At 41.2% G+C, this 16,883-nt stretch carries 18 protein-coding genes; 16 read left to right on the top strand and 2 right to left on the bottom strand.

Features of this window, described 5'->3' with window-relative positions; translation table 11 throughout:
• The first annotated feature begins 124 nt into the window (after positions 1-124).
• The 15 genes from kdgD to NYE65_RS06350 all read left to right on the top strand — a co-directional run bounded on the left by kdgD (position 125) and on the right by NYE65_RS06350 (position 14,354).
• Positions 125-1,057, top strand: coding sequence for a 5-dehydro-4-deoxyglucarate dehydratase (gene kdgD / locus NYE65_RS06420; RefSeq protein WP_034309652.1), 933 nt, complete (start codon positions 125-127; stop codon positions 1,055-1,057).
• A gap of 18 nt (positions 1,058-1,075) precedes the next feature.
• Complete coding sequence (gucD, locus tag NYE65_RS06415) at positions 1,076-2,539, top strand: alpha-ketoglutaric semialdehyde dehydrogenase GucD (protein ID WP_340860067.1); 1,464 nt, start codon at positions 1,076-1,078, stop codon at positions 2,537-2,539.
• Between the two features lie 72 nt (positions 2,540-2,611).
• On the top strand, positions 2,612-4,147 hold the full coding sequence (gene garD / locus NYE65_RS06410; protein WP_340860066.1) for a galactarate dehydratase: 1,536 nt from the start codon (positions 2,612-2,614) through the stop codon (positions 4,145-4,147).
• A 177-nt stretch (positions 4,148-4,324) separates the two neighbouring features.
• On the top strand, positions 4,325-4,777 hold the full coding sequence (locus NYE65_RS06405; RefSeq protein WP_340860065.1) for a GNAT family N-acetyltransferase: 453 nt from the start codon (positions 4,325-4,327) through the stop codon (positions 4,775-4,777).
• Between the two features lie 123 nt (positions 4,778-4,900).
• The gene (locus tag NYE65_RS06400; protein WP_057276890.1) at positions 4,901-5,221 is read left to right on the top strand and encodes a hypothetical protein; all 321 of its coding nucleotides are present in this window, start codon (positions 4,901-4,903) and stop codon (positions 5,219-5,221) included.
• A 70-nt stretch (positions 5,222-5,291) separates the two neighbouring features.
• Positions 5,292-5,738 carry an ASCH domain-containing protein gene (locus NYE65_RS06395; protein ID WP_340860064.1) on the top strand — a complete coding sequence of 149 codons (447 nt, stop codon included), beginning with the start codon at positions 5,292-5,294 and terminating at the stop codon, positions 5,736-5,738.
• A gap of 101 nt (positions 5,739-5,839) precedes the next feature.
• Positions 5,840-6,538, top strand: coding sequence for a polysaccharide deacetylase family protein (locus tag NYE65_RS06390; RefSeq protein WP_340860063.1), 699 nt, complete (start codon positions 5,840-5,842; stop codon positions 6,536-6,538).
• Positions 6,539-7,085: 547 nt separating this feature from the next.
• A complete protein-coding gene (locus NYE65_RS06385; RefSeq protein ID WP_340860062.1) occupies positions 7,086-10,121 on the top strand; it encodes an efflux RND transporter permease subunit in 3,036 nt (1,011 codons plus the stop codon).
• Between the two features lie 246 nt (positions 10,122-10,367).
• Positions 10,368-11,018, top strand: a complete 651-nt coding sequence (locus NYE65_RS06380) for a DsbA family oxidoreductase (RefSeq protein WP_098186289.1) — start codon at positions 10,368-10,370, stop codon at positions 11,016-11,018.
• Between the two features lie 56 nt (positions 11,019-11,074).
• A complete protein-coding gene (locus NYE65_RS06375; RefSeq protein ID WP_340860061.1) occupies positions 11,075-11,677 on the top strand; it encodes a nitroreductase family protein in 603 nt (200 codons plus the stop codon).
• 263 nt (positions 11,678-11,940) lie between these two features.
• Complete coding sequence (locus NYE65_RS06370; protein ID WP_328177527.1) at positions 11,941-12,552, top strand: flavodoxin domain-containing protein; 612 nt, start codon at positions 11,941-11,943, stop codon at positions 12,550-12,552.
• The gene (locus NYE65_RS06365) at positions 12,473-12,640 is read left to right on the top strand and encodes a Fur-regulated basic protein FbpA (RefSeq protein WP_145504497.1); all 168 of its coding nucleotides are present in this window, start codon (positions 12,473-12,475) and stop codon (positions 12,638-12,640) included. The genes NYE65_RS06370 and NYE65_RS06365 overlap by 80 nt, the downstream gene beginning before the upstream one ends.
• Positions 12,633-12,782 (top strand): FbpB family small basic protein, encoded by a 150-nt coding sequence (locus NYE65_RS06360; protein WP_106026119.1) that lies wholly within the window; start codon positions 12,633-12,635, stop codon positions 12,780-12,782. Before NYE65_RS06365 ends, NYE65_RS06360 begins: the two co-directional genes overlap by 8 nt.
• A gap of 466 nt (positions 12,783-13,248) precedes the next feature.
• On the top strand, positions 13,249-13,509 hold the full coding sequence (locus NYE65_RS06355) for a hypothetical protein (protein WP_340860060.1): 261 nt from the start codon (positions 13,249-13,251) through the stop codon (positions 13,507-13,509).
• Between the two features lie 389 nt (positions 13,510-13,898).
• A complete protein-coding gene (locus NYE65_RS06350; protein ID WP_340860059.1) occupies positions 13,899-14,354 on the top strand; it encodes a DinB family protein in 456 nt (151 codons plus the stop codon).
• Positions 14,355-14,379: 25 nt separating this feature from the next.
• On the opposite strand, the gene NYE65_RS06345 is transcribed toward NYE65_RS06350, so the two are convergent.
• A complete protein-coding gene (locus NYE65_RS06345) occupies positions 14,380-15,012 on the bottom strand; it encodes a DUF2238 domain-containing protein (protein WP_412762722.1) in 633 nt (210 codons plus the stop codon).
• 55 nt (positions 15,013-15,067) lie between these two features.
• Complete coding sequence (locus tag NYE65_RS06340; protein ID WP_340860058.1) at positions 15,068-15,841, bottom strand: alpha/beta fold hydrolase; 774 nt, start codon at positions 15,839-15,841, stop codon at positions 15,068-15,070.
• A gap of 179 nt (positions 15,842-16,020) precedes the next feature.
• Between NYE65_RS06340 and NYE65_RS06335 the strand changes: the two genes are divergently transcribed.
• The gene (locus tag NYE65_RS06335; RefSeq protein ID WP_063575347.1) at positions 16,021-16,203 is read left to right on the top strand and encodes a hypothetical protein; all 183 of its coding nucleotides are present in this window, start codon (positions 16,021-16,023) and stop codon (positions 16,201-16,203) included.
• The last annotated feature ends 680 nt before the right edge of the window (positions 16,204-16,883 follow it).

Here is a 16,883-nt window from a genome sequence, read left to right as displayed (position 1 = left end):
ATTAGAAGCGAAATTATCGAGGGATAAAGTAGTGCTTCATTTTTCAGAAAATAAAAAAAATACGATTGACCAGATGGTGTATTTGTCTTACAATAAAACAATAATACACAAGGGGGAATAAAAAATGAATAAGATCCGCAAGGCACCTAAAGGAATTCTCGGATTTCCCGTGGCACCATTCACAACGAGTAATAAGCTTGATGAACAAGCACTCGCCCAAAATATCCAATTTTTATTAGATGAGGGACTAGAAGCTATTTTCGTGGCATGTGCAGCAGCGGAATATCCATCATTAAGTAAAGAGGAATATGAAGCGATGGTTGAGGTAGCCGTATCTGTCACCGCTGGAAAAGTACCTGTATACACAGGGGTAGGCGGGAATATTCAAACTTCCCTCGAACTTGCCAGAATATCTGCGGATAAAGGGGCAGATGGTTATTTAATATTACCTCCATATCTTGTTACTGGAGAACAGGCAGGTCTGTCGGCTTATTTCAAAGCCATCGCAGAGAGTACAGACTTGAATTCCATCGTATATCAGCGTGATAATGTGGCATTTTCACTTTCAACTTTGGAAGCGCTTGCTGAGGTCCCGCAGGTAGTCGGCGTCAAAGACGGTCTGGGCAATATGGAGTTGAATGGACTCCTTACACAAACCTTCGGAAAACGTTTCGGCTGGCTGAACGGAATGCCGCTTGCGGAAGTTACCATGTCGGCCTACGTTCCACTTGGCTTTGATTCCTATTCATCGGCGATATCCAATTACATCCCGCATATCTCACGTAAGTTCTATAATGGCATCCTGAGCGGAGATCAAGAAACGGTCAATGAAATTTATCAGCAGGTCATCATGCCGATCAACAACATTCGCCGTCAGCGAAAAGGGTATGCCGTTTCTCTCATTAAAGCAGGTATGGAGATTATGGGAATGCCGGTTGGGCAAACAGTCAGATTACCGATTCTTCCGGTGGAAAAAGAACATTATGCAGAAATGCAAACGATATTAGAGAATGCTTTAGATCGTTTTCCAAAAGAAACACCAATTCAATCAATCTAATAAGGGTGGGGATTATATATGATAACTACAGTTCAAACAAAAACGTATCTTAACTATATTAATGGTGAATGGGTTGCTTCCATTTCAAATGAAGTTGAAAAAAGTTTAAACCCGGCAGATAAACAGGCAATTGTCGGTTATGTACAAAAATCCACCAAGGAAGACTTGGACCTGGCAGTGGAAGCAGCGAAAAAGGCGAAAGATAAATGGCGCAAATTAGCTGGTTCAGAGCGCGGGGAGTATCTATATAAAGCAGCGCAAATTCTTGAAAAGCGGATCGATGAAATCGCAGAATGCGCAACACGGGAAATGGGCAAGACATTTGCTGAAACAAAAGGGGAAACGGCACGCGGCATTGCGATCCTGAAATACTATGCAGGAGAAGGAATGCGTAAGGTGGGGGATGTCATTCCATCCACCGACAGTTCAGCGCTTATGTTCACGACGCGCGTTCCGCTTGGTGTTGTCGGCGTCATTACACCTTGGAATTTCCCGATCGCCATCCCAATCTGGAAGATGGCTCCTGCCCTCGTATATGGGAATACGATTGTGGTGAAGCCAGCCACCGAGACGGCGATCACCTGTGCGAAAATCATGGAGTGTTTTGAAGAAGCCGGTTTCCCGGCGGGTGTTGTCAATATGGTTACAGGGCCGGGCAGTGTCATAGGGCAGGGCATCGCCGATCACGAAGATATAAACGGGATTACCTTTACCGGCTCAAACGGAGTCGGAAAAAGGATTGGACAAGCGGCGTTAGCACGCGGAGCGAAATACCAGCTTGAAATGGGCGGGAAAAACCCGGTGATCGTTGCAGCGGATGCGGATCTTAACCTGGCTGTAGAAGCAGTCATTACAGGTGCGTTCCGTTCAACGGGGCAAAAATGTACCGCGACAAGCCGTGTCATCGTTGCAGCTGAAGTATATGAAGAGTTCAAGCAGCTGCTGGTGAAAGAAACGAAAGGCATTTCCATCGGGGATGGATTGGACAGCGGGACATGGATGGGACCATGTGCCAGCGAAAGTCAATTGAATACGGTTCTTTCCTATATCGAAAAAGGAGTGGAAGAAGGTGCTGCACTTCTAATTGGCGGGAAGCGTGCTGAAGAAGGCCCTCAGGCGAATGGCTTTTATGTAGAACCTACGATTTTTGATAATTGTACGTCAGATATGACAATTGTACAGGAAGAAATTTTTGGTCCGGTGATTGCCTTATTGAAAGCTGATTCAGTTGAAGAAGCCCTGCACCTTGCGAACAGCGTGGAATATGGCCTTAGTGCTTCGATTTTCACAGCCAATATCAAACATCTGCTTTCATTTATTAATGATATGGAAGCGGGATTGATCAGGGTCAACGCCGAGAGCGCAGGCGTTGAATTACAGGCGCCATTTGGCGGCATGAAAAACTCCAGCTCACACTCCAGGGAACAAGGAGAAGCCGCAAAAGAGTTTTTTACTTCCATTAAAACCGTGTTTGTCAAATAAGTTTCTGAAAATTACCGGCACGTGTATGTTTAGTGATGTCTGTTTGCTTTTTTAGAATGAAGGAGTGGTGAAGTGGATACGAAAACGCAACTGACGGAGGTACCGCTTTATATTAAGGTGAATGGGATCGACAATGTCGCCATCGTGGTTAATACGGGAGGCTTGGATCAAGGAACCGTATTCCCTTGTGGGCTTGAATTGAAAGAAAGAGTGCCACAAGGCCACAAAGTGGCTTTAATGGACATAGTCGAAAATGAAGCCATCATACGCTATGGGGAAGTAATCGGTTATGCGGCTAAATCAATCAGTAAGGGATGTTGGATTGACGAATCACTGGTGATACTTCCGTCTTCTCCGGATTTAAAGGAATTGCCGGTAGCAAATGATATTCCGAAAACTTTACCCCCGCTTGAAGGGTATACATTCCAAGGGTTCCGCAATGAAGATGGCAGTGTTGGAACCAAGAACATATTGGGCATTACTACAAGCGTCCAATGTGTAGTGGGCGTACTTGATTTCGTCGTGAACCGGATAAAAAAAGAGCTACTCCCGAAGTATCCCAATGTTGATGATGTTTTCGCCATAAATCACAACTATGGATGCGGAGTCGCTATCAATGCACCGGAAGCGGTCATTCCCATTCGCACGATACAGAACCTTGCGAAGCACCCGAATTTCGGCGGGGAAGCCTTGGTAGTTGGACTGGGGTGTGAAAAACTGTCTCCAATGAGAATAAATCCAAGCGGGGACGATTCAGATATCATTTCACTTCAGGATCAGCAGGGATTTGCGGGGATGGTCCAATCCATTATGGAAATGGCCGAGGAACGTTTAATCAAGTTGAACCGCCGGGAGCGGGAAATATTTCCGGTTTCCGAATTAGTCATCGGTACCCAGTGCGGAGGAAGTGATGCATTCTCTGGTGTCACAGCTAACCCTGCCGTAGGATATGCCACAGATCTGTTAGTCAGGGCAGGGGCAACCGTTCTATTTTCTGAAGTCACAGAAGTACGGGATGCGATTCATCTATTAACGCCTCGTGCAGTGAATGAAGAAGTGGGGAGAGCTTTAATAAAGGAAATGGATTGGTATGATAACTACCTTGCTTTAGGTGATGCCGACCGAAGTGCCAATCCGTCGCCAGGAAACAAAAAGGGCGGGTTGGCCAATGTAGTGGAAAAATCATTAGGCTCCATTGCCAAATCCGGAGGCAGCCCCATTTCAGGCGTTTTGGCTCCTGGTGAAAAAGCAACGGAAAAAGGGCTGATTTTTGCTGCTACACCAGCTAGTGACTTTGTTTGCGGAACGCTTCAGCTAGCTTCCGGCATGCACCTTCAAGTATTTTCAACTGGAAGAGGCACACCTTATAATCTCGCAATGGCTTCCGTCATCAAAGTATCTACACGAAATACATTGACCGAGCAATGGAAAGATCTGATCGATATAAATGCTGGAACGATCGCTACTGGTGAAGCAACCATAGAGGAAGTCGGGTGGGAAATATTTCACCTTATTCTGGAAGTGGCCAGCGGTAAAAAGAAAACCTGGGCAGAGCATTGGGGCCTGCATAATGATTTGGCACTGTTCAATCCTGCGCCAATTACCTAATAGTGAATGAATTGAAGGACTTCCTTTTATAGGGGGTCCTTTTTTTGATGGTCCAATTTTTACATTTGCATTATTTTTCCTCCAGAAAAGAGGACCGCCGGACTATTGGCAGAAGTTATTAATGAAGGAATGATTTACATCAGGGGGATACGGAAGTACATTATGAGGAGGGATACCATGGTCACATTCAGGAAAGCGACGGCAAAAGACTTAAGTGAAATCGTACGGATGCTTGCGGATGATGCATTGGGGAGGGAGAGGGAGCGATATGGAAATCCGCTTCCTGAAAGCTATCTAAAAGCATTTGAATCCATTGATGCAGATGAAAATAATGAATTGATCGTTGCATGCCTTGGTGAGGAAATCGTTGGAGTGCAGCAAATCACGTTCACACCTTATATTACCCATCAAGGCGGCTGGAGAGCTACGATCGAAGGAGTTCGGACGGCATCTACAGAACGGGGGAAAGGCATTGGAAGCAAGTTGATTCAATATGCGATTGACCGTGCAAAGAAGCGGGGCTGCCATATCATTCAGCTCACGACTGATAAAAAGCGGGAAGAAGCGCTGCGATTTTATGAACGGTTAGGATTCAAAGCCACTCATGAAGGCATGAAAATGAAGCTTTAATTCACGGTCTTTTGTCCCCATTTTTTGTGCACAACAATTCGTCTGGCATTATATGTTAAAATTATGCGTGAGATATTAATAGATGTATATAAGCTTTATAAACTGATGAAAGGGGTGAGCTCGATGGAAAACGAAGCTTGTATTCAGAAGAGGTACGGTGTAATTAGTTTTACTTCATTCATCATTGGAATCATTTGCTTTTTTACTGTTTTTATTACACCTATCAGAATAGGAAATATCGGAAACTTGACTGGTGGTTATATTACATTTTTCCTTACGGTTGCCGGCATCGTCCTCTCTGTCATGGGAATTTTGAAGAAATCGGAGAAAAACATGATTTCCATCATATCTTTGGTTTTCTCCTCATCATTCTTTATATTTTGGGTAATCATCATCACTTTGTTGTTAACGGGTGAAATAGAATGGCCACGCAGATCAAATTAGAAGTTGCCTTGGTAGAGTTAACCTTTCGTGATGCTCAGCGGAGCTAAAAAACAGAATGGAGAATCATAGAATGAATGTCAAAGCGGAATTATATTGGAATGAATATTGGCAAGGGAAAGATGAAAAACCCCAGTCTGTCAGTGCATGGCAATTCGGGGCCGATCCCGATCATTTGGCTCAGTTAGTGATGGATGGGATAAAAACGGCTACATGCTCTGGGCATGTTTTTTACGGAGAGGAAAATGAACCATTACCATCCGTGGGTGATTACAGCATTATCTTAAGCAATGAGGATTTGCCCTTAGCCATCATACAAACAGTGAAAGTCGAAGTATTGCCCATGAATGAAGTGAGTGAAGAGTTTGCGATTGCAGAAGGGGAAGGAGATCGTACCTATACTTACTGGTGGGATGCTCATGAGAAATTTTTTAAAGAAGAACTGGACAAAATCGGCCACACCTTTAAAGAAGATATGCTGCTGGTGTGTGAGCGTTTTGAGTTGATACATGTAAAGTGAGTGTGGACGGCTCGGTCGGAGAGAGCAATAAGTGTTTTTGTTCAGTGATTTGCTATAATAGGTCATTGAATTAAAAAACTTATAGAAAGATAGGTATTTGCATGAAAAAGAAACTGATATTCATTGGCTTGGGAATCCTGGTTGTTTTCCTGCTGATGCTTGGTACGTATAAATTAATGAATTCGAGAACCTATCAGGTGTTCGGTGGATTAACGGATAATGTCGAGACGAATGAAAAAGTGGTCGCTTTGACTTTTGATGATGGCCCATCGAAGAATGTAAATGAGATTCTGCAGTTGTTGGCTAAATACGATGTGAAAGCTACATTCTTCCTGATCGGTAACGAAATCGAAAAGTACCCGGAGGAAGCTGGGAAAATAGCGGAAGCGGGACATCAGATTGGGAATCATACGTATTCGCACAGGCGGATGGTGTTCAAAACGCCTTCTTATATCAAGGAGGAAATCGAGAAAACGGATAAATTGATTCAGACCGCCGGATATAAGGGTGAAATTGATGTCCGGCCTCCAAACGGGAAAAAAATCATAGGTTTGCCTTATTATTTAAATAAAAATGATAGAGAGACCATTACCTGGGATCTGGAACCAGATAGCTATTACACTACCGCTTCTGACAAAGTGAAGTATGTGAAGGAAAATATAAAACCAGGTTCGATCATCCTGATGCATCCGATGTATGATGATACGGGTAAAGAGCTTCAAGCGATTGAAGGGATCTTACGAGAGTTAACGAACGAAGGGTATACGTTTGTGACGGTCAATGAACTTCAGGAAATGTAGTTTTTGGTCCAGACGATTTTCGAAGAATCGGGTTGCTGCGGCAGCCCTTTTTTATTTGATATAAAGAATAGTACAAAACATGGGCGGCATATTGTTTCTTAACGGAAGGTTGTTGTTAGGGCTTGGATTCGCATGAATTTTTCCTTAGTGGAAATAAAGCTATTAAAATGGGGCTGGTTACTTGTATCGGAATAAAAACACCGCTCTGATCATGATTTTGTGTTTCCTGTTATTCCTTTTTCTTGTGGTGCTCTTTTTTCGCCACATCACGGTATACTTCGTGTATAGCTCGGGCATAGGCCCGTTATTACTTATCGGGATAATGGTTTTGGCTATCGTTATGCTTTTTATCAGAGGGTATAAATAATCGAGATTGTTTCTTTGAGGCTGCTGCGCAGCCTTTTTTTTATGGAAAAAGTCCTTCACATCAAGGGACATAAAAAAATATAAAAATCAATAAAAAATTAACACTCCAACATTAGTAATATATGGTAAGATTTGAAATGGAATTATTTTCTTATAAATTTTATTCAGGGGTGATTAGTGCGTGGAGTTTTTTACTAAGTGGTCATTTAAGAACAAGGCTGCCGTTTCATTGGTAACCATATTTATTTTGATGATAGGAGTTGTCAGTTATTTTAAACTGCCGATGGAGTTTTTACCTTCTGCTGATAATCCACAAGTTACGATTATCACAATGGGGCAGGGCACCGATTCGAAAACGATGGAAGCACAAGTTACAGATCCGATTGAAAGGGCAGTTACGGGAGTTAAAGGAAAGAGTTCCATATACTCCACCACTGGAGATGGTTTTTCTAAAGTAGATCTATTCTTTGAAGCCGGATCGGATATGAAACAAGCGAAACTGGATGTTCAGGAAGCATTAGGCAGTGTAGCATTGCCGCAAAGCATGGCAAAGCCTACTGTTACACAGTTAAATACGTCAATGATTCCCATTTCATTTGTATCAGTTACTTTTAAGGATGGGTTAACAGCTGAAAATATAGACTTTGCCAAGAAAGAATTAGAGCCTTTGTATAAAGATATTAAAGGGGTTTCGGATGTACAGACATCCGGGGTTTCGCAATCCATTCTTTCAGTCAAAGTGGATACTGAAGAATTGGCTAAAAAGAAAGTCTCCATTCAAGATGTCATGAGCGTCCTTAACGGTCAGAATGCAGCTCTGGCCGTAGGCGAAAGAGTGATTGATGGGAAGGCAAGTAACATAAAGGTGATCGGTGATTTAACAAGTATTGAAAAATTAGAAGCGCTGAAGGTCACTCCTAATGTCGCACTTGGGCAGATAGCAAAAGTTGAAGAAGCGAATGATGGCAACCTCATCAGTCGTTTTAATGGAAAGGAAAGCATTGATTTAAGCATTATCAAGGACAGTCAATCAAATGCTGTCACTATCAGTAAAGAGGTTGAAAAAGTAGCGAAAGAAATTAATGAAAAGTATAGTGACCAGAAATCGACCATTTATTTATCTACAGCTGATATGGTGGAAACGTCCGTTCAGACGATGGTAAAAGAAGTTCTGTTAGGTGCGCTATTCGCTACGATTGTAATCATGGTCTTTTTAAGGAATGTACGATCTACATTCATTACAATCGTATCCATACCGCTATCTCTTGGCTTTACGTTATTTTTGCTGTCATTGTCGGGAGTGACGCTGAATATTTTGACGCTGGGCGGTGTCGCTGTGGCGATCGGGCGCTTGGTGGACGATAGTATTGTCGTCATTGAAAACATTTTCCGGAAAATGCAGCAAGAGAAGATTTCAGTCGAATTGGTGATGGATGCAACGAAAGAAGTGGGAGTGGCAATCACAGCTTCAACCCTTACGACTGTGGCCGTTTTCTTGCCGGTTGCTTTATTGAATGGAGGGCTTCAGGAGTTTCTTCTTCCTTTCGCATTGACTGTCACTTATTCTTTGCTGGCTTCATTAATTGTGGCATTGACGGTTGTTCCGTTAATGAGCGCAGGATTGCTGAAAAGGACGGAGCTGCCAAAACATCGACCGGCCAAGCGTTTTACGAAGCTGGTTACTTGGTCACTAAACCATAAATGGGTTGTCCTGATTATTGCGATGCTGTTGTTTGTCGGTTCCATTGGTACATATTTTGCCATGCCAAAAGGGGCGATTGATAATTCTTCAGCAGACTATGTCTCCGTGACATTGACTTATCCAAATGATCAGCCCTATGAGAAAGTAAAGGAAAAAGCGATTGAACTCGAAGAAACGATGCAGGGTATGAATGAAGTGGATAATATTTTCATGCAATTAGGAAACTCTCCCGAGGCAGCACAATATGGCGAAGTCGCATCACCTACTGAAGCGATTTTCGGCATCCTGGTAAAGGATAAAGCAAATGTAGATGCAATCCTGAAAAAAATGGAAAAGGAACAAGAAAACTATCCTGATGCGAAGCTTACGGCCCAAGCCTCTTCCTTTATGATGGGAGCATCAAAGACGAACATTACGATAGATGTGATTGGCAGTAATACAGAAGATTTGGAACGGACGGCCAATAATGTCAAAGAAAGAATTCAGGACATTAAAGGAATCGAAGAGGTTACAACGAACCAGGATGAAAAGAAAACCATTTATTCATTCACGGTAGATCCAGCTAAAGGCAATACAGAACAAATCGGCCAACAATTAGGTATCATGCTTAATAAAACACCTATCGGCCATATAACTTTACAGGATAAGCAAACACCTGTCGTCCTTGAACCAATCTTGGATCCTAAAAAACCAGAGGATTTAAAAAGCATTCCGATCATGACAGACGGGGGTCTAGCCCCAGTGTCAAAAGTTGCTTCTTTAAAGAGCGAAGAGAGCGCAACAACGCAGTTCCATAAAGATGGAGAAACATATCTCCAATTAACGGCAACGGTCGATCCAACTAAGCTGTCCGATATTGCAAGCAAAATAAATCTTGAGATATTTGGAGATAAAGAGAACAAAGGCCTTGATATTCCGGATGATGTAGAGATTTTAGTCGGCGGAGCCAGTGCTCAGCAGACAGATGACTTTTCCGATTTATTCCTTACGATGTTAATATCGATCGGCATTGTCTTTTTAATCATGGTTATAACCTTTAAATCGATCAAAGCACCGATTGCCATTCTATTCTCCTTGCCATTCGCTGCCATTGGAGCGGTATTAGGATTGGTTATCAGCCGAATTCCAGTTGATATTACAGCACTGCTGGGTGCTCTAATGTTAATAGGAATTGTTGTGACAAACGCGATTGTGCTTTTGGATCGAGTCAAACAAAACGAAGAAAAAATGATCATCCGTGAAGCGATCGTCGAAGCGACAGCCACAAGATTCCGTCCAATCATAATGACGGCTGTAGCAACGATTTGTGCCATGCTGCCGCTTTTATATAAAAAGGCGGAAACAGGAAGCTTGGTTTCACAAAGCTTGGCGATTGTTGTCATTGGCGGGCTAGCTGTCTCCACACTGCTCACACTGATCGTCATTCCATGTATATACGAATTGCTGTACTATAAAAAATCGAAAAAACAGAGAAGGAAAAAGAGGGAACCCGTTAACGAACAAATCGAGATGTAAGGAAGTTTTAATAAAAAAGTTTGTAGAGAAAGCGACATTTTCTTTACAAACTTTTTTTATTTAAAATAATGGTTGACTTTCCTCTAACCTGTAACTAAAATGATTACAGCAGGTGGTAAACAATCGCAGGAAGCAATCGACTGTACAGTTACTGAATGCCATGTAATTATATTGATTTTTTTTGCTCTGAATTGTAACTAGTTTGGTTACAAGTTTAACTGATATTGAAAAGTGAGGGAATATATGATGACAGTGAAAATTAAAGCATATTCTGATTTTATTTGTCCTTTTTGTTTTTTAGGTAAAGGGCCTTTGGACGAAATCGTGAAGGAAAAGGATGTAGAAGTGGAATGGATGCCATTTGAATTGCGTCCGAGTCCATATACGAAAATTGATCCATGGAAGGAACCCGATAAGTTGAATTCATGGGATTCTTACATTCTTCCTGTTGCGAAAAAGCTAGGGGTTGATATGCGTTTACCCCGTGTCTCCCCGCATCCATATACACATTTGGCATTCGAAGGCTGCCATTTTGCAAAGGAGCACGGAAAAGGGAACGAATTCCACAACAGAGTATTTACCGCGTTTTTTCAAGAGGAACAAAATATTGAAGATATTGAAGTATTGACAAAATTAGCGGGTGAAGTTGAGCTTCCTATAGATGCCTTTAGAGAAGCGTTAGTGTCCCGAAAGTATCGGGAAGTGCACCAGCAAGCACTCAAACATGCTTATGAAGAAGCAGATATCAGGGCTGTCCCGACGTTTATTATTGGTGATGAAGTCATTCAAGGACTAGCCAGCAAAGAAAGGCTAGCGCAAGTCATTGAGAAGGAAGAAGCAAAAAATAAACGGAATGAATTTGATGGCTTGCAATGTGATGGTAAGGGGAATTGCTAAAAGCCTTTTATTAAATAAAATGAAATGAAACGAAACATAAAATTGGAGGACTCAAAATGTCAGCAACTACAACAAATGTAAAAGAAGCAATCATCAATCGCCGTTCCATCCGTAAGGTGAAAAAGAACGATAATATTTCGAAAGAAAGAATCAATGAATTGTTAAAAATCGCTTTACATGCACCAACTTCATTTAATATGCAAAGCGGACGAGTGGTGGTGGTGATGGATGACCAGCATGAAAGGTTCTGGGATATTGTAAAAGAAACACTTCGTTCCCGTGTCCCGGAAGAGAGCTTTGTGGCTACTGTGGAACGATTGCAAGGATTTCGTGATGGAGTGGGAACCATTCTATTCTTTGAAAATCAAGAAACGATAGAACAAATGCAAGAAAAAGCCCCCTCCTATAAAGAACAGTTTCCATATTGGTCCCATCAAGGAAGTGCTATGCTGCAGTATGCAATATGGATGACTTTAACAGCGGAAGGCATAGGGGCATCTTTACAGCATTATAATCCGATCATTGATGAAGAAGTGATGAAAACTTGGGATCTTCCAGGTAAATGGTCGTTGATAGCTCAAATGCCATTTGGTGAGCCGAATGAACAACCAGGAGAAAAAACGTTCCTGCCTTTCGAAGATATTGTAAAATTTTGTTAATTATAAGATTGAAGATTTAGGATAATAGATTATTAGATTAATCAAAAGCCCGTTTACTCTATGAGTAAAAAGGGCTCTTTTTTTTGAGGAATGAGTTTGAACGTCCCAGCAGCATTACAGAAACAGGGAAAGTGAAGCTGAAATATCCGTTCCTAATATTCATCAGCATATAATAACGGAGGTAAATAATTGACAATGAGAATCATTTTCATTTATAGTGAAGTGTGTAATGAAATTAATTCTCAATTAGGAAGGTGATATAGATGAAGGTATTCATTGGTTATGTCAGTTTATCCGGTAATACCGAGGAAATGGCTATAAACATAAAGAATAGAATGAAGGCTGTCGGCTGTGAAGTATATATGGAAAGATTGGACACTGTTGAAGTTGATGCTTTAAAGGATTTTGATTTGGCCTTTATCGGTTTATATACATGGAATCTTGAAGATGTACCGTATGAAGCAAACGAGTTTTATGAAGAAATTGATCAAGTGGACTTTACTGGAATGAAAGTTGCATTCTTTGGTGCCGGCGACCTGACCCATTCGAAGCCCTGCGCCGCGATAGATATCCTTTCGGATAAAATGAAGCGATTTGGATTTGATGTATATGATCGAGTATTGAAACTTCACCAAGAAAGCAGTACATACGAACAATGGAGGAAATGCGAAGACTTTGCAGAGCATGCCCTTATATGGGGAAGCAATAGGAAAAAGTGGAGATTCTTCATGTGGGATCGGATGCTAGGCAGCCCCAAATACCAAAAGTCTTTATTTTTGTTAAGGAGGGTCCTTGATGATTACCCAATCAAGTACAAAGGGAGAAGCAAAAAAAGAAGAACTTATACAAGAACTTCTGAAATTCGGGATTTTTAAAAAATATAATAAACAACTTTACGAGCTTCCGATAGTAGTTTTACAGAAGGAATTCAATCACTTGAGAGGTGAATTAAAAAATGTCTAGGAGAAGGAAATCATATACTCAACTGCTAAAAGAAAACCGCGAGCTTCTGTTGCATGACAAAATCGAAGTGGAACGCATCTATACAAAAATCGATCAAAAAGCCATCAATGAAAAAAAGGGCGGTAAGCAAGTACAATCATGATTGGTCAAAAAATTTGAACGTTGCCTCCAGTCACTAGCTTGCGCCTGTGGGGTTACAGATTGGATACGCTTTCCCCGCTGGAGTCTCGAACATCCGTTACAATCAGCTTTGTTTAAAAAGATAGAAATCAATTTGTCCACAGTTTTTTTTTAGCGGTGTAAATTTTAGATTTCCACTTCAGGCACTCGCTTTCGCGGGCGGTCAGGGAGCTTCCTCGGCGCGCCTGCGGGGTCTCCCTTGCCACGCTTTTTCCGCAGGGGTCTCGAACATCCGTTCCAATCAACTTTGTGTTTTAAAAGAAAAAACTGCTGGCTCGTCTTATTCCAAACCCTATTTAAGACAAGGTTATCCTTCATATTTTTTTCCTGTCATCCTTAATAGATGGAAGAAATATGCGACACTCCTGCCGAAAAACTGGCTAGCCGAGACCCCGGAGACGCTTGCGTCGAGGAGGCTTGGCAGACAGTTGGCGGAAAGGGAGCGGGTTTTAGATCAACTGGAACGTTGTTTAGAAAAAACTGTAGGCTGGACACATTCCAACCCATGTTTAATACAAGGTTATCCTTCATGTTTTTTTCCTGTCATCCTTAAAGGATGGAAGAAATATGCGACACTCCTGTTGAAAAACTGGCTAGCCGAGACCCCGGAGACGCTTGCGTCGAGGAGGCTTGGCAGACAGTTGGCGGAAAGGGAGCGGATTTTTGAAATCAGCTGGAACGTTTGTTAAGAAGAAACTGTAGGCTGGACACATTCCAACCCTATTTAAGACTAGGTTATCCTTCATGTTTTTTTACAGAAATCCTTAAAGGATGGAAGAAATATGCGACACTCCTGCCGAAAAACTGGCTAGCCGAGACCCCGGAGACGCTTGCGTCGAGGAGGCTTGGCAGGCAGTCGGCGGAAAGGGAGCGGATTTCTGGAATCAACTGGCATGTCTGTTAGAAAAAAACTGCATGTAAAACTCTATAGTCTGAACCGAAATCCTTTTGTTGATTTCGGTTTTTTCTTTTGGTTCTGTTATTGAGCGATGTTGATTATATTCAACAAAAGAAGGAGGTATTATCCGGTTGGTTGCCGAATAAAAATCCTTTAGGTAAAACTTAGGGGGAGTGCAAATTGAAAAATGTAATAGATGGAATCAATCATTGGATTGGTTTTATACCAGGAGAGTTCAACCGGATGACAGAAAAAGAATTAAATCATCGACCAATGCCACACAAATGGTCCAAAAAAGAGATTTTAGGACATCTATGCGATTCCGCATTGAACAATATGAACAGGTTCATCAAGATTCAGTATGAAGTACAGCCATATGTTATACAACCATATAATCAAGACCAATGGGTATTAGTCCAGAATTATCAAGAGCGACCATTGGATGAGATCGTTAACCTTTTTTGTACTTTAAATAAGCAAATCATTCATATAATAACGAATACACCAAATGATAGATTATCTAATCTTTGTGATATAGGAAATAATCAACTAAAATCAATGGAGTGGCTAATAAAAGACTATCTCGATCATATGGAACATCATATTAACAATCAAATCCTGATTAAAAAAGAGTGATCTATATAGGTAACTCTTTTTTAATTCAATTTTTCAATTTTCGCAACAGCTTGTCATGAAGTTTGGACAAGGTGAATAATACGATGATAGAGCCGATCAAGGTTAACGCCATATCCCATTGGGCGTCCCAAATATCACCTTGTGTTCCTAAAAAGTCCTTTGAAGCTTTTCTGTCTTTTGAAATGATGGCAGCTATCCATTCGATGATTTCATAGAGTGCTCCAATGGCAAGCGCAAAACTTACTGTGACAGCAAATAACCACGGTCCTTTTGTTAGGGGGGTTTTACGGATTACTATTTCCCTAATCACAATTGCAAGTAAACCTTTTAGAAAATGACCAAACCGATCATAATGGTTCCGGTTTAGATCGTAATGATCTTTTATCCAATTAAATAGAGGAACTTTTGTGTACGTATAATGGGCACCGATGAACATGGTAATTGAAAGAACGGCAATAACGAAATAGGATAATGTAGTGAGGCGGAATTTATTATATGTAGCGATTACATAAATCAGAAACACAACGGCAGGAAGGACTTCCATTGTCCATATCAAGTATCCTTCAGGCTTAATCACTGACCAAATAAAAACTGCAGTCACTAGCAATAGAAATAATAAATGAATCAATCTACCTTTATCTCTTCCCAATTTTTTCACTCCATAAATTTATGATATGTACATCGTAAAAGATTGAAATTTGCAATCGGAAAAATCAATCGAATTGTGAATGGATAAAATGCTTAATACTTTCATTTAATTCATTAGCCGCTTTTGTAGGGATTTGATGCTTTAGATGATCAATGAATCTTAATTCCGTATAGGGCAATTTTTCATGCAATAAATGTGCATAGCGATACATTGGTTTATCTTGTTTGCCATAGATCAGTAAAGTTGGAAGATTGATTTTCTTAAGCTGATGGGTACAGGTATAATGCAAACTATAATGGTAATACTGCTCGATATTTCGGGCATCTCCTTTTAGGGCTTCATTAAACATTTTGTTGAACAGCTTAATGGTATTTGAATTGCTCCATGAGATGGAAAGCGCAAGAATGGGAACTGCGTCTTTCTGGGCAAGTGATATGCCTAAAGAAATCTTTTGCTTTAAAGATGTATCCCTCACCTCAGACATTCCGCCTATTACAATGCCACCTAGAGCCCTATCGGCACAACTGAGCAAAAATTCCAATACGATGGAGCCGCCGGTCGAGTATCCGCATACCATTGCTTTTTTAATTTTCAAATGATCCAACAGATGTTTGATATCTTCTATAATCAGGGGATAAGTTACTGGCTGTCTTGAATACTGACTTCTTCCATGACTCCTAATATCAAAAGTGATAACTTTGAATTCTTCGGATAATTTCGCCAATTGGTATTCGAAATTCACACTGGTCAGTACAGGAGGATGGATAAAAACAATAGGAACCCCTTTTCCCCTAACAGAATAATGCAAGCTGATACCGTCCACATCTAACATTGGCATGAATTTCACCTCATTCGAAGAGTACTTTCATAACATCCCTCCTGAAAGAATTTTCCCTATATAACATGTTTTTATTAGTAATTGTTTTGGTAATAAACTAATTGAATTTTTAGGGTTCGTTAGAACAAGATATAAGAGTTCAGGAAATGAACAAAAATATATAATATAAGGTGATGTAAATGAGAGCAAACATGGATAAAATTTTACCAGTTGTCGCTTCGGTCGGAGTAGGTATAGCCACTTATCAAATGTTGAGCGGCAAAGGCGGGAAAATGAAAAATATGGTGCCACTTGCCACCAACTTGATGGGAATGGGGACCGGGATGCCAGGGCAGAATCAACAACAGCCAGAAAATCAATAAAAACAAAATCACCTCCTATAGGGGATGATTTCAGACTGTAGACAAAACTCGATGAAATCGAGTATGTCTACAGTTTTTTTTGCGGTACAATTTGAACGTTGATTTCCGATCCAGGTGCTCGCTTTCCGCGGGCGGTCAGGGAGCCTCCTCGGCTTGCGCCTGCGGGGTCTCCCTAGACGCGCTTTTCCCGCAGGAGTCTCGCACCTTCCTCTCCAATCAACTATGTTATAACGTTTAGTTAGAAACTATACCTGAGGAGTTGAAGGTGTTGGTTTGGGAACATCATCATGTGATGAAAGATATGTTTTCCGAACCCCTTTTGTATACAAACTGAATGGGGTGATATTCTTCAGACTGTAGACAAAACTCGATGAAATCGAGTATGTCTACAGTTTTTTTTTGCGGTACAATTTGAACGTTGATTTCCGATCCAGGTGCTCGCTTTCCGCGGGGTCTCCCTAGACGCGCTTTTCCCTCAGGAGTCTCGCACACCCGCTTAATTAACGATGTTTTGAAGTTATAGGTAAACCCCCTTTGTTTTTATTCAAGAAACGGGACTTCCATCATATGCTGACTTTTGGAAATGCCACGATGAATCATATTTACCATTTTTTATAATTAAAGTAATAAAACACCAATAAAATAACTCCTTGCGTTATAATGAATGGGCTCCCAAGGGA

The sequence above is a fragment of the Peribacillus sp. FSL R5-0717 genome, from assembly GCF_038002945.1.
GTDB classification, from domain to species: domain Bacteria; phylum Bacillota; class Bacilli; order Bacillales; family DSM-1321; genus Peribacillus; species Peribacillus frigoritolerans.
This window is presented reverse-complemented; position numbering and strand designations above follow the sequence as displayed.